Origin of the sequence: Streptomyces buecherae, assembly GCF_014295035.1 — a bacterium.
In the GTDB taxonomy this organism is placed as follows: Bacteria; Actinomycetota; Actinomycetes; order Streptomycetales; family Streptomycetaceae; genus Streptomyces; species Streptomyces youssoufiensis.
The window spans coordinates 1-13,552 of record NZ_CP060404.1; the positions used below are offsets into that span (position 1 = coordinate 1).

At 67.8% G+C, this 13,552-nt stretch carries 9 protein-coding genes; 5 read left to right on the forward strand and 4 right to left on the reverse strand.

Annotation, left to right across the window (positions count from 1 at the left end; all coding sequences use genetic code 11):
* Nucleotides 1–569: 569 nt before the first annotated feature.
* The 3 genes from H7H31_RS00005 to tpg are packed head-to-tail and all read left to right on the forward strand — an operon-like array spanning nt 570 to nt 5,690.
* Nucleotides 570–2,975, forward strand: a complete 2,406-nt coding sequence (locus tag H7H31_RS00005) for a DEAD/DEAH box helicase (protein ID WP_187062754.1) — start codon at nt 570–572, stop codon at nt 2,973–2,975.
* Between the two features lie 56 nt (nt 2,976–3,031).
* Nucleotides 3,032–5,128 carry a telomere-associated protein Tap gene (gene tap, locus H7H31_RS00010; protein WP_187062755.1) on the forward strand — a complete coding sequence of 699 codons (2,097 nt, stop codon included), beginning with the start codon at nt 3,032–3,034 and terminating at the stop codon, nt 5,126–5,128.
* 4 nt (nt 5,129–5,132) lie between these two features.
* Complete coding sequence (gene tpg / locus H7H31_RS00015) at nt 5,133–5,690, forward strand: telomere-protecting terminal protein Tpg (RefSeq protein WP_187062756.1); 558 nt, start codon at nt 5,133–5,135, stop codon at nt 5,688–5,690.
* A gap of 862 nt (nt 5,691–6,552) precedes the next feature.
* Here tpg and H7H31_RS33540 read toward each other — a convergent pair.
* A complete protein-coding gene (locus H7H31_RS33540) occupies nt 6,553–7,044 on the reverse strand; it encodes a pentapeptide repeat-containing protein (protein ID WP_232109606.1) in 492 nt (163 codons plus the stop codon).
* 105 nt (nt 7,045–7,149) lie between these two features.
* On the reverse strand, nt 7,150–7,725 hold the full coding sequence (locus tag H7H31_RS33545) for a hypothetical protein (RefSeq protein WP_232109607.1): 576 nt from the start codon (nt 7,723–7,725) through the stop codon (nt 7,150–7,152).
* 209 nt (nt 7,726–7,934) lie between these two features.
* On the opposite strand from H7H31_RS33545, the gene H7H31_RS00025 reads away from it, so the two are divergent.
* Nucleotides 7,935–8,675 carry a 3-keto-5-aminohexanoate cleavage protein gene (locus H7H31_RS00025; protein WP_187062757.1) on the forward strand — a complete coding sequence of 247 codons (741 nt, stop codon included), beginning with the start codon at nt 7,935–7,937 and terminating at the stop codon, nt 8,673–8,675.
* Nucleotides 8,676–9,390: 715 nt separating this feature from the next.
* On the opposite strand, the gene H7H31_RS00030 is transcribed toward H7H31_RS00025, so the two are convergent.
* Both H7H31_RS00030 and H7H31_RS00035 read right to left on the reverse strand, forming a co-directional pair.
* Nucleotides 9,391–10,599 carry a cytochrome P450 gene (locus tag H7H31_RS00030; protein WP_187062758.1) on the reverse strand — a complete coding sequence of 403 codons (1,209 nt, stop codon included), beginning with the start codon at nt 10,597–10,599 and terminating at the stop codon, nt 9,391–9,393.
* A 168-nt stretch (nt 10,600–10,767) separates the two neighbouring features.
* Nucleotides 10,768–11,526: a tRNA-dependent cyclodipeptide synthase gene (locus H7H31_RS00035; protein ID WP_187062759.1), complete on the reverse strand. Its 759-nt coding sequence runs from the start codon at nt 11,524–11,526 to the stop codon at nt 10,768–10,770.
* A 670-nt stretch (nt 11,527–12,196) separates the two neighbouring features.
* On the opposite strand from H7H31_RS00035, the gene H7H31_RS00040 reads away from it, so the two are divergent.
* The gene (locus tag H7H31_RS00040; RefSeq protein WP_187062760.1) at nt 12,197–12,832 is read left to right on the forward strand and encodes a TetR/AcrR family transcriptional regulator; all 636 of its coding nucleotides are present in this window, start codon (nt 12,197–12,199) and stop codon (nt 12,830–12,832) included.
* The last annotated feature ends 720 nt before the right edge of the window (nt 12,833–13,552 follow it).

Consider the following 13,552-nt stretch of genomic DNA (forward strand, 5'->3'; position numbering starts at 1 on the left):
CCGCGGAGCGGGCTATGTCTCGGCAAGCCGAGACATAGATACACGAATTGCGCAAGCGCAATTCGAATTCCGGCGCAAGCGCCGGAATGGAATTCCGCAAGCGGAATTCAAAAGGCGGAACAATTCGCGCAAGCGCGAATTGCGAGCACCCGCGCAAGCGCGGCTGCCTGGGCTGGCAGCAAGGGGAGGTGCATTGCGCGTCGGCCTGGGTAGGGCTGGGTTTCCTGGCCGCTGCAGCTGCAACAGATGTGACGGCCTGTCGGCCTGATGGGGTGTCGGCCCCACCGCAGCGACGGGCTCCGCTGCGCTCCACCCAAACCCCTCCCCCACCCTCGAAACCGGCCGCTCACGTTCACCAATATTCCACCAGCATGCCCTATGAACCGTGCGACCAGGGCGAGAATCAGCCAAGTATCAGTCTACAGGGAGAAGCTGTTGCAGGGGTGATGCATCAAGGGTGATGGCTGTGTAGAGTCTGGGGCCAGACACCACCACTCCGGCCCGCCACTCACCGCGCCGGGCTCTCACTCCTATTACGTGCCGCATTCCGCGAAAAGGAGAACACGGGAATGGCCGTGAAACTGCGGGAACACCAGGTTGAGGCCATGGCCGCTATCGTGCGCGGTCTCGATATCCCGCCGGGTGGCATTCCCTGGAATGGGCTGCGCGGGCAGGTGCACGCTGCGTGCGGGACGGGCAAGACCGTCATCGCGGCGGCCTCTGCGAAGCGGATTGCGCCCAAGGGTCGCATTCTCGTGGTGGTGCCGACCCTGGATCTCCTGGCGCAGACCGTGAAGGCGTGGAGCGGGGCCGGGCACAAGGGGCCGGCGGTCATGGTGTGCTCGCCGCTGGATGATCCGGAGCTGTTCCACCTGGGGGTGCGGTCCACCACGAACCCCGTGCGGCTGGCGCTGTGGCACTCCACGGGGCCGGTGACCATCTACGCCACCTACGCGTCGCTGGGCGTGCTGGTAGAGGCGTTCGAGGGCGCGTACGGCCAGAAGCTCGCGCCGGTGGACCTGGCGGTGGTCGATGAGGCACACCGGACGTCGGGCTCGATGGGTAAGGCGTGGGCGGACATCCATGACCAGACGAAGATCCCGGCGCGCCGCCGGCTGTATCTGACGGCGACGCCGCGGATCTGGGAGGAGCGGCTGAACCGCGAGGTTGCCGAAGGAGTGCGTGACCCGCTGCCGCGCGAGATGGCGGCCTCCATGGACGACGAGAAGGTCTTCGGGCCGGTCCTGTACAAGCTGTCGCTTGCGTCGGCGGTGTCGCGGAAGCTGCTGGCGCGGTACCAGATCATCGTCCTGGAGCTCCAGGACCCGGTCGTCACCCCGGAACGGCTGATGGGCGAGGAGCGGCACACCGAGGAGGTCCGCGGGCAGCGCCTCGGGGCGCTCCAGGCCGCGCTGCTGCACACGATGGCGCAGCACAACCTGTCGACGTGCATCACCTTCCACCACCGGACCATGGAGGCGCAGGCGTACGCGGAGGGTCTGGAGCGCGTGGCCAAGCAGCTGCACGCCGACCAGCCGGGGAAGTACCCGTCGGAGATCTGGGCGGACTGGCTGTGCGGCGAGCACGTCCCGGAGCGCCGGCGGGAGGTGCTGGGCAAGTTCGGCTCCACCGCCCGGCGCGCGGTGCTCTCCAACTGCCGGGTCCTGGGTGAGGGCGTGGACATCCGGGCCGTGGACAGCGTGGCCCTGCTGGACCCCAAAGGCGCGCCGCACGACATCGTGCAGGCGATCGGCCGCGCGCTACGTCAGAAGCCCGGAGAGGGCAAGCTCGCCTCTTTGATCGTGCCGGTATTTCTCCAGCCCGATGAATCGCCGGAGGATATGTTCACCTCCGGTTCGTACAAGCCGTTGGTGAAAGTTCTTGAGGGCCTGCGGGCTCACGATGAAGAGGCCGTGGAATTGCTGGCGATTCCACAGGAGCCTCAGAAGGCTGACGTACAGCCCTCCGAATACATCGGCGCCGCACCCGGTGATAGCGAGGAAGAAACCCGGTTGTTGCTCCGTTTCGCGGCTCCACGTGATCCGGTGATGGTCGCGAACTGGGTGTCCTTTAACGTGATCGACACCGAACGGCAGGACTGGGCGCGCGGCTGGGCGAAGCTCAAGGAGTACGTCGAGCGTGAGGGCCACGCCCGGGTTCCGTACGAGCACAAGGAGGGCGCGTTCCCGCTAGGGCAGTGGGTCGCGGAGCAGCGAAGGGCGTACGGGGCGGGGCAGATGAACGGCCGGCGCGCAGCGCGGCTGGAGAAGCTGGGCATGGCCTGGTCGGCAGCCGACGCCCGGTTCCAGGAGAACCTGGCAGCGGCCCGCGTGTACTACCAGGAGCACTGGACGCTGTGCGCTCCCCGGTCAGCGGCCGCGCTCGACAAGCCTGTGGGACAGTGTTTGTCCAACCTACGCCGTCCGGGTGCGCTGAACGGCCACCCCGAGTGGGAGGCCGCGCTCCTGGCCGTGGACAAGGACTGGAACCCCTCGTGGCCCGCCGAGTGGCAGCGGCACTACGCCGCCCTACGCGAGCTGGTGCGCGACGAGGAAGGCACGGAACAGGTCCTGCCCGGCGTCACCGTGCACGGCATGGACATCGGCAAGTGGCTGGCCCGGCAACAGAAGCCCGAGGTGTGGGCGGCTCTGGCCGACGGGCAGCGCGAGCGTCTGGAAGCCGTCGGCGTCACCCCACTCGCCGCCGCTCCGGCCCCAGTGGAGACGGATGCGCCCGCGGGACCGTCCACGACACCCGTGAGCGCCTTCGACAGGGGCGTTGCGGCCCTGGCGCAGTACAAGGCCCGCACGGGCTCCGTGAAGGTCCCCAGAGGCCACGTAGAGCGACTTGGGGACGGGAGCGAAGTGAAACTCGGGGTCTTCCTCAGCAACAGCAAGAGTCGCCGGGGCAAGCTCACCACCGACAAACTCGCCACGCTCGCCGCACTCGGGCTGGAGTGGGCGCGGACAGGTTAAGGAATGGGATAAGTTTCGGGTTAAGCAGTACTGGTCCTGATGTGAGGGTGCAGGGAATGGCGTCTGAGGAAGAGCTGTTCGCGTCCGTTGACGCTCTGTTGAATGAGGAGCCGCATCTGCCACCCCCGGTGGAGCGTGCCCGGTTGCGTGAGGCCGCTGGCATCACGCAGGCGCGCCTCGCGGCGGCCCTCAAGACCACGACGCAGTCGGTGAAGAACTGGGAGAACGGCCGCTCCGAGCCGAAGTCGCCGCGTCTGGAGGCGTACCAGCGGTTGTTGAAGGGGTGGGCGGCGAAGTATCCGGCACGCGATGCAGCGGCTGCCGTGACGGCGCCGGCGGTGTTCGGTGAGCTGGCTGCCTCTCGGGGGGAGGCGGCTGGCGCCCCGCAGGCGCCCAGCGTTGCGGCCACCGGGCCGGTACGTACCGCTCCCCGGTCGACCGCGGCCTCGCGCCGCCCAGTCGCGAAGAAGACACCCCGGCCCTCTGCCGATCCGCGCTTCCCGCATGGTCCGCTTGCGGTCTTGGATGGTGGGGGCTGCGCGTATGGCGTCGATGGGATGGTGCTCGACTGTCCGGCGACCACCATTCCCGAGCTCGTGGAGTGGACGCTAGGTGAGTCCGGCCTTGGTGCGCCGAAGCTCAACCGGTACGGCAAGGACTCCGACCCGCTGATCGTGCTCACCGCCGCGGCTGCCGTGAGGTTCGGGTTGCCCGAGCGGTTGGAGGGCCACGAGCAGCGCCGCTCTCTGCGTTTGCCGGAGGATCACCCGGTGGTCAAGCAGGTGGGGCGCGCGAAGTGGCAGCTCACGCAGCGGGGTTTCGGCCCGTGGGCGCGCATCTACCGTAAGGCGCAGGGCCGCGAGCGGCAGTGTGTGCAGCTGGCGATCCTGTCGTGGGATGCCCTTGATGAGCGGTCTTGGCCCGGCGTCGCCGAGATGGAGCCGGCTGAGATCGCCCGCGTGCTGGGGGTGTACGCCCAGCGGGTCATCACCCCGCGGGGGTCGACGGCTGTCTCGGGTCTGGAGTTGATGACGGCGCTGCGCCCGCCGACGAAGCCAGAGCGCGATGAGGGGGCCGGTAACTGGGTGAGTGGCTACAACCCGGGCTCGTTGGGGACGGAGCCGGTCGACCCGGCGCCGCCGGAGGCCACCCCGGAGCACCCGGTGGTCGTTCAGTCCGGCTGGAGTGGTGGCTTCCTCGATGAGGAGGCGTACCAGTGGGTGCGGCCGGTGGAGACGCTCTCCGATGAGGAGTGCATGCTGCCCTTCGCGGTCGGCCTGGATCTCAATACCGCCTTCCTGGCTGCCGCGGCTCGCCTGGTCGTCGGCCTGTCCGCCCCCGAACACTTCGTGGGCTCGGAGTTCAACCCGAAGATCCCCGGGAGCTGGCTGGTGGACCTGTCCCACATCGAGTTGGACCCGCGCCTGCCCTCGCCGTTCACGCCGACCGGCTCCCGACCGACGGGACCGGCCTGGTACCAGACACACACCCTCGCCTACGCCCAGGAACTCGGCTACGACGTCCACCCGATCGAGGCGTACCTGCGCCGGGAGACCGGGGCCTACCTGGACCCGTGGCATGACCGGCTCAAGAGCGCGTACGTGGACACCCTCGCCGACCTTGGCGTGACCAAGGACCTGTCAGATGCCGAGTTCCTGACGGCGATGGAGCAACACAAGCAGGTTGACCCGGCCCTGGCCGCTGTCCTCGCGGCTATCAAGGCCACGGTGAAGGGGGGCGTGGGCAAGCTCCGTGAGCGCCCGCAGGGCAGGCACTACAAGGAGGGTGAGCGGTGGCCGGCCTTGCAGCGGCCGACTTGGCGCCCGGATATCCGCGCTGCTGTCATCAGCAAGGCCCGGGTGAACATGCACCGCAAGCTGGGCAACATGGCGAGGATGACCGGACTGTTCCCGCTTGCCGTGCTCTCTGACTGCGTCGTCTACCCCTCACCCAGCGCGAGCCCGCTGGATTTCCTGCCCTACGCGGAATCCGGCAAGCCCCAGCCTGGTGCCTTTCGTCTTGGGCCCACTCCGGGGCTGGCGAAGTTGGAGGGTGTTCAGTCGATGTTGTGGGCGGTGGAGCTGATGGAGAAGGGACTCAACCCGGCCCGGCATATCAAGGGCGGCGACGCCGTTGTGGACGAAGGTGAGTAGGGGCGTGGGGGAGGTCGATGAGGCGATTGAGCGGGCCGATCGGGAATCGTTCACCCGTCAGCCACCGAAGACGTTGAAGGGACAGATTGGCTTTTTGTTGCGACAGTTGGGGAGTGCGAAGGCTGTCGCGCGCGAGATCGGTGTCACCGCCGACTCGGTGAACCGCTATCGGCGCGGTGCCCGTAAGCACGCCCGCGCCGATATCGCGCTCAAGATCGAGGACGCGGTACGCAAACGCTGGCAGCCGCAGGTGCGCAAACGCCGACAACGGCAGGCCGCCACCATGACCGGGATCACCGTGGAGACCCGCGCCCGCTTCGGCTACACCGCACCGATCGGCACCACCGATGATGGACGGTTTAGGCGACTTACCGTGCACCTCCCCCCGCAGTACGCGCAACGCCTGTTCGACGCCCGCGACGCAGGCGCCAGCGACCAGCAGATGCGCGCGATCATCGCCGAAGGATTCAAAGAGATCTACTTCCAAGACGGCGGAGCCCGCGCCACCGGACTCTCCGACGTCACCCTCAACGACATCGACTACCTCGACCTGGACTACTAACCCCGACCTTCGCCACACGCCCGCACCCAGAACACCAGCAACTCAATGAAGCAGACAGCCATCTCACGCGCCCTGAGTGGATGGCTTGGCTGAGGGGTGGTGTGTTGGTCGAGAATACGGGGCGCGGCGGGCCGTCTGTCCGGCTGGTGGAGTAGGCGCGGTGGTGGCTGTTTGGGGGCTGTGGGTTGGTGATATCACTGCCTGGAGGATGTCCGTGCCGGGTTGGTGACTGGCGAGGCGTCGGTAGTTGTGCTGCTGCTCTGCCTGTCCCCGGGCCCGTCCTTCATCATGGACGACGAACCCTGGGGAGGGTGACAGCGTTGGGGCAGCAGCGGAGCTGGCACCGCTCAAAATATGTCGAGCAACGCTGAACTGGTGAGAGGGCCGCCGCGCTATCCCACCCGCTGCCGGTCCTCCAGGATGGTCTCAGGCGATCGCCCAGAATAGTCTCGGGCGGTCGTCCAGGATGGTTTCGGGCTCGGTGATGCCGGCGCCTTCGACCAACACGCCCAGGCCGTGATCGCTATGGGAGTGCCACCGACTTCGTCCAGCCGCTGCCGTGAGCGAGACGCCCTGGCCGCGCGAGCAGCGGAAGGGAGGAGAACAGCCTCGCCATCACCTTGAACGAGTCGTTCGGGGACGAAGCTCTTCACCGATCCGCCCTTAGTGCGATAATCGTGGATCGGTTCGCCTTCGGTGGCACCATCAACGAGCCCGGGATCGAGTCTTCCCGGCTCGCCAGCACCAACGGCCGGGCCGCCACCGGGCAGGGCGCTGTCACGAGTTGGCTCCGGGCGCTCCAGCGGTGTCACGTCCGCCCGGTCTTTCGCTCGCGCAGTGGTCTTCGCTCCGGGCCCCTCGGTCACGGTAGGGACCGCAGGGGTGGGTGTTGTGTCGTAATCCCTGAGGGCTGGAGCAGCGGCGGAGGTTCGGGGCCAGGGTCCTCAGTGATCACGACGCCGGCCGCCGCGTGGTCGAAACCGGTTGGCCAGCGAGTGTGCTCGCTGGCCAACGCGCCCGTCAGGCGTGCCTGAAGGAGATCGGCCGTGCTCAAGTCGGAGCCCCGCAGGTCAGCCAGGCGCAGGTCGGCGCGGCGGAAGACAGCGCCGCCCGCGTCGGCCTTGCGTAGATTCGCCTCGCGCAGGTCGGCCTCGGTGAAGTCCGCGGCACGCAAGTCGGTTTCGACCAGCCGTGCGCCCCGCAGGTCAGCCAGAACGCAGCGAGCCCGGCGCAGGATCGCCGTCTTGAGGTCGGCGTGCCGCAGGTTGACCGAGACGAGAGACGCCTGCGTGAGGTTGGCGTGGTACAGGCCCGCCGCCTCCATACAAGACCGGTCGAGGTTGACCTCATGCAACCACAGCCCATCACAATCGGCCCGGCGCAAATCCGTCACACTGAGGTTTACCCAAGACTGCTCTCGCGGTCGCAGCAACAGCACACCGAGCCCGGTCAACGCCACCTACGCATCGGCAGCACGCACCTCCAGCGGCACGACATCGTTGAAGGGCACACCCCTCGCTGGAGCTCCCGGCGCGGTAGGCGGCCACGGCAGGTGCGTACGCAGGTACGCGGCCTGGATGGAGATGACAGCCTCACGGTCCCGAGCGGAGTGCTCCGCGATACGCCACAGCGCATGGAGCCCACCGATACGTGTTTCCAGCTTGTCACTACCGAGCTGATCAACAGCCGTACTAAACCGGTCGGTAACATAACCTTCCTGAGTAGCACACAAGCCGGCCTGACTCACACGCAGTTGCCGCCAGGTGGCGTACGCGCCGAACAGCACGACCACGCCACCCACAGCCTGCAGAAGTGTCGTACGCACGTCGTTCACTGCCTTGAGCCGATCCTGCGCAGCCACACCCTCCCCAGCCAGGTCATAATCCACCACCACACCCGGCAACACGACGAGCACCGCACCCAGGACCGCCAACCCCACACTCCCGGCGGACAGGGCCGTGATCGTACGATGCCTGGCCAACCAGTCGCGCCATGGCCTGCGACCGCGCTCCGGCTCCCCCATCTCCATGAGCATGGAACCCTAGGCGCCGCTCACAAGACGATCAAGAGCTACGGCCTGGGATGTACGGCTTGGAGCGGCGACGCTCCACTGCGCTCGGACGTACAACCGTGGCGCTCTGCTCCACTCACCCAAGGCGAGTGTACGGAGGTGCGGATGTAGGTTCTCGTCCTGGCACGCCGGCACCCTGGAGACTCCCGGTCACGGCCTGGGAGGATGGCGTCATGCTGCAGGTGTGTCTCAACGGCGCTCGAAGCCGCGCCGAGTGTCCCCATCTCCCGGTGACCCCCGCCGAACTGGCGGCGGCGGCCCGCGAAGCTGTCACCGCCGGCGCCCAGGACATCCATCTGCACCCCAAGGACCGTGACGGCCAGGACACGCTGGAGGCTGACGCTGTCGCCGCCGCTGTCAACGCGGTTCGAGCCACGGTCCCAGGTGTCCCCGTTGGGGTCACCACCGGTGCGTGGGCCACGGCGGACCCGCAACTGCGCGCCGCGCAGGTCCGCGCCTGGACCGTGCTCCCTGACCACGCCTCCGTCAACTGGCACGAAACCGGCGCCGCCGAAGTCGCCACGGCCTTGCTGGAGCAGGGGATCGGTATCGAAGCCGGCATCTACTCCGGCACCCCCGCGGCACAGCGATTCCTGGACTGGCCCGACGCCCACCGAGCCCTGCGCATCCTGGCCGAGATCACCGAGGCCACCCCACAGGACGCGGCCCACGCCGCTGCCGGCCTGCTCGACGACCTCGCATCAGCCACCCCACCGATCCTCCTGCACGGCGAGGACGCCACTGCCTGGCCCGTGCTCCACTTCGCGGCCTTCCATCATCTGGACACCCGAATCGGCCTGGAAGACGTGCTCCACCTTCCAGACGGCACCCCCGCCCAGAACAACGCCGCCCTCATCCACGCGGCCCGCGAGGCTATCCAGCAAACATGCAAAGCTGACCCTCATCGGGCCTAAGCACGCGCCCACGTGACTCCCCTGCCCCAGAACAGGCAAGCACGAAGGTGCAAGCTGGCCAGGGACTCGCGCAGTTACAGGACACCTGGGTCGGCTGCCATCATCTATCAACCGCCTGAACCGGGAGAAAGTCGTCCGGCCGGCTCAGCGGAGGGCGGAAGTCGTCCGGCCGGCTGAGCGGAGGGGGCCGGCGGCTGCCCTATGCGCGATCTGTTCGTCCGGGCTCGTCTGATGGGGTCGGCCACACAGGACGTAAAGTCACGTCGAACTTCGGCAAGCAAGTGCCGGCGGTGGAAGCCCCCGCCGTCGTTCATCACAAACACCGTCGCGACGACGACCACGGCGACAACCGCCAGAGCGCGATGTAGACCAGCACCCACATCGCCGCGCTCCGCCGCCCGCCCGCGCCCGCTGTACCAGCCGGCCCACGACACCGGCACCGTAACAACGGCCGCTCCCGAGAACACCTCAGGACAACCACGCTCGTGAACCGCACGATCACGGCCGGAACCGGACCTAAAGCTGAAACATGCCGGGGCGCGGGAGGGCAACGGCAGATCCCGCACGCGGCGAGCGTCAGCCGCGTTGCCTGGCGGTCGGGCTCTGACCACAGAGCCCGACCGCGGGTCGTCACTCGCCTGCCTGACGAGACGGGCACGGTGACAGGCGGGCATGTACGACGAGCCGCACGCGCCGTGTCACCGGCGCGTGCGTGTCACCAGGAGGCGGGGATCGCCTTCGGGCGGCGGAAGAAGAGGCCCTCGTGCCAGCGGATCTCCTCGGGTTCCACGGTCAGGCGCAGTCCGGGCCGGCGAGCCATGGCGAGCACCATCGCGGTGATCAGGGAGCGGGCCAAGCGGTTGCCGGGGCAGAAGTTGGGGCCATGGCCGAAGCCGAGGTGTCCCGGGCCCTGGCGCTCGGGGAGGAAACTGTCGGGGTCCTCGAAGGCGTTCGGGTCATGGTTGGCGGCCTCCAGCGAGACCATCGCCACCTCTCCCGCCCGGATCGGAACGCCGTCGATGTCCGCGTCCTGGGTGGCCATCCGTTTGGCAGCTCCGGTCGAGAGCGGTGTGTAGCGCAGGAGTTCCTCCACCGTCTCCGGGACCAGCGCGGGATCGCCGTGCAGCCGAGCGAGGGTTTCCGGGTGCCGCAGCAAGGTGATCACAGCGCCGCACAGAAACCCCGAGGAGGTGGGAAATCCGGCGATCAACAACAGCGCGGCGATCTCGGACAGCGCGGCGTCATCCAGCGGACCGGCCTCGGCCGACGCTTGGGCGAGCCGCTTGAGCAGATGGTCCCCGGGCCCCTCGGCCAACCGGCGAGCGTGGGCGGTGAAGAACCGATGGATGTCGATGAGACCCGCGCGCTGCTCGGCGGCGGTCGCACCACAGAACTGGAGAGCGAGGTCGGTCCGCTCACGCAACAGCGCGACCTCTTCGGCGCTGAGCTCACCGAGCAGGACACGGGAGGTCATCGCCGCGGCCAAGGGCTCCGCGAAACCCGCCGCGAGATCAACGGGCCCCCGGCGCTCAGCGAGGTCACCCAGCAGCGTCTCGGCCCGATCACACAGCCACGCCTCGTGGCGCCGAGCCGCACGCGCTCCCAGACCTTCGGTGAACACGGAGTGCATGCCCGCCTCACGCAACACCGATACTCCATCACCGGTGGTGCCAGGAGCACGCAGTTCCACAGGCTCCTGGCGAGGCGCACCGGGAGCCATCGCAGCGGTCGAGCTGAACCGCGGATCCTCCAACAACCGCTTGGCGGTGGCGTACCGGGTGACAAGCCACAGCCGGTCCCCGGTGTACTCGGAAACCACCGGGCAAACCGGCGCGTCAGCTTCACGCAGGCGTTGGTGGTGCGGGGAGAGAGCCTGACTCCAGTCATGGAAGGGAAAGGTGAGAGGGCCTTGGGCAGTGGTCACGGTGAAACACTCCTTCACATACGGCAGGCGCGGCCCGCTCCTCTGGGCGCAGGGCGGGTCTCCTGGGACCGGTCCGGAACCGCTGGGCGTCATGCGGGTTCGCTGGGACCGGTGCGGGTCCTCTTGGCACAGTGCGGGTCCGCTGGGAACAGTGCGGGTGCCGTGGGATCAGTACGGGGCCGCGTGGTCCTGGAGCAGGATGAAGCCCTGGTTGGCCGCGGCGTGCAGGGGGCCGGCCCCGGTGTAGAGCAGATCGGCGAAACCCACCGGCGCGTGATAGCTGACCAGCGACGAGGAAACACCCAGGATGCTCGGGGTGTCCATGAAGAAAGGCAGTTCGTCGATGAGGTACTCCAGGGCCAGGGTGGCGGCGCCGCTGCCCTGGCCTTCCGGCGTGGGGCCGTCGCCCTGGCCGGAGTTGGCCGCCGTCCCTGGTTCGCCTGCCGGTCCGGAGTCGGCTGCCGCCATGGGGAGGGCGCGGGCGGACACCTTCCGGCAGATGGCACGGGTGCGTTCGTCGGTGGTCAGCGCGTCCCGGACACGCAGGTGCAGTCGCTGATAGGCCTCGGACTGCGCGAGGTCGGACAGCAGGTGGGTGTGCTGGTCCGCCACGGGGACCTCGCTGCGCTCGAAGGCGCGGCGGATCCGCCTGCGGACACACGACACCTCTTTCCGCGCCTTCTTGTGCGCCGCCTGCTCGCTATAGCCCCGAACACGGTAGTTGGACGCCAGGGAGCGATCGGGGACGATGACGTCTGTTCGCTGGAAGGTGGCATGCGCCCAGCGGAACATACGGGCGAGGGTGGGGATGGTGAAGTAGCCGTTGCCTGGGCTCACCCCGATCAGCAGGTGATCGGCCGCGCGCAGGAGCTGACGGCAGTTGGGTGTGTACGCGAGCGGGGTGTAGCCGCCGGCTGTTACGGCCACGGATAATGGTTCGGAGGCGGCAGCTGGCGTGGATGCTGCCGCGGGTGCGGAGATCTGTAACGCCCTGGGCATGGCTGGCGTCAGGGAATACGACACAGGGAACCCTTCGGATGGCTGCGAATGGGGCTCTGCTCGGTGTGGACGTCCGTGACCGGCGCCGCTTCATTACGGCGAACGGCGCACAGACGGGAAGCGGAAAGTGTCCTTCTTGGGCTGTTCCGAGCGCGCCAACCCCCTCACGACGCTGGGAGGGGGCGACAGGCTCCGGCTCGTTCGCCAGCCCGTCGTGCGCTGCTCAGCGGGGACCGGTCACCTGAGTTGGGCCCTGGTACGACTGCGTGGCGTACACGCCCGGACGTCAGCCGGGGTCGCGTACCACGGAACGGCGGTGGGGTGGCGGGTGCTCGCCTCGCTCCAGAGCACGCGATGAGAGCCGTAACCGGGCCCGGGTGTCACCGGCCGCTGTGGAAGGTGCGTACGGCACAGGCGGATGATGGCCAGCTTCGTACCCCGCGTGGTGCGCCTTGGATACGTCATCGCAGTGCCTCTCCCTCGCGTGGTCCGTGCGCTACCGCAGAACTCGTCGAACAAAGAAGCAACCCGCTCACCGGAGTCTAACTCCGGTGAACGTAGCCTGGCAACGGAGACCAAGATACGACAAGGTACGTGCATGTCCACACCGCACAAGAGCCGGCGGAGCGATTACGCGGAGGCCACCCGACTGGCCATCATCGAAGCCGCGCGGCTGCTCTTCTCGCACAAGGGTTACTTCGCGACCACGGTCGAGGAAGTCGCCGCCAAGGCCCGGGTCGCCCCCACCACCGTCTACGCCGTCGGCGGCGGCAAACAGGGCCTGCTGCGCACCCTGGTGGACATCTGGAGCCAGGCCCCCATCGTCGCCGCGTCAATGGACGAGTTCGAGTCCCTCACCGACCCGGACGAGCTGCTACGGCAACTCTCCGCCGTGACGAGAACCATGCGGGAGAGCTTCGGCGACATCATGCGCATCCTGATCGCCACAGCGCCCCACAACCGGGACGCGGCCCACGCCCTGGCGATCGGGACCCGACGCTATCGAGACGCGCTCACCAACGTCGCCACCCACCTAGAGAAAATCGGCGGCACACACCCGGAAATGACCACAGAACAAGCAACCAGCATCCTGTGGTTTTACTTCGGATACAACGGATACTTCACGCTAGTCGACGAGAACGGATGGTCCTACGACCAGGCCGAACCCTGGCTCGCCCACCAAGCCACCATGGCCCTACGAGCCTCTCCACCGGGCCATGAACACATCGGCTAACCACCCCCTGAACGAGACCAGATGCCGTCAACCAGCCTTCCACGGAAGAAGCTGACCGACACACTCGGTGTCAACCACCGGACACCGGCGGCTGGAAGGGGCGGCCTCCACTCACCTCGCTGACGCAGCGGGCCACCCCGGCCCGAAGGCTCCGGTTGCCGGCAGGCGCGGACACACCCCCAGCGGGATATGCTCCACCACCGTCTTCGCCTCGCGCATCGCGTCAGCGAGGCAACACATGGTCAGGACAGTAAAACCCGCACACACTGCCAGGGGCGACCTGCGGTCAGTGAGGTGCGGGACTCTCGGCGGGCGGCGTGCGGTGGTGGCGAGTAGACGGTGTAGGTCATTCCTCCGTCTGTCGGTGTGGTGACCGCCCCCGGCCTTCGCTGCGATCGAACAGCACCGCGATGCGGGGCGTTTTCGCCAGGTCGTCTCCCGGCCACGCCTGTCGCTGCCCGTGCGGCGGATGTCCCCAGCCAGGTCACTCAGACTCGCCGTTCGGGGATCAGGCCGATCGCGGCGATGGAGATGCCTGACATTGAAGTCGGCCTCCTGGCTCACTCGTCACAAAAGCGGCGCCCCTCTCCCAACGACCGCCACTCCCCTCGCCAGTCATCTCTGCTCGCGATTGGCACATCTTCTGCCGCAAGCGCCGATCCATTACCTCCGTCACCGCCACCCACATCAACCTCTGAATCGCCTTCCCATGCGTCACCG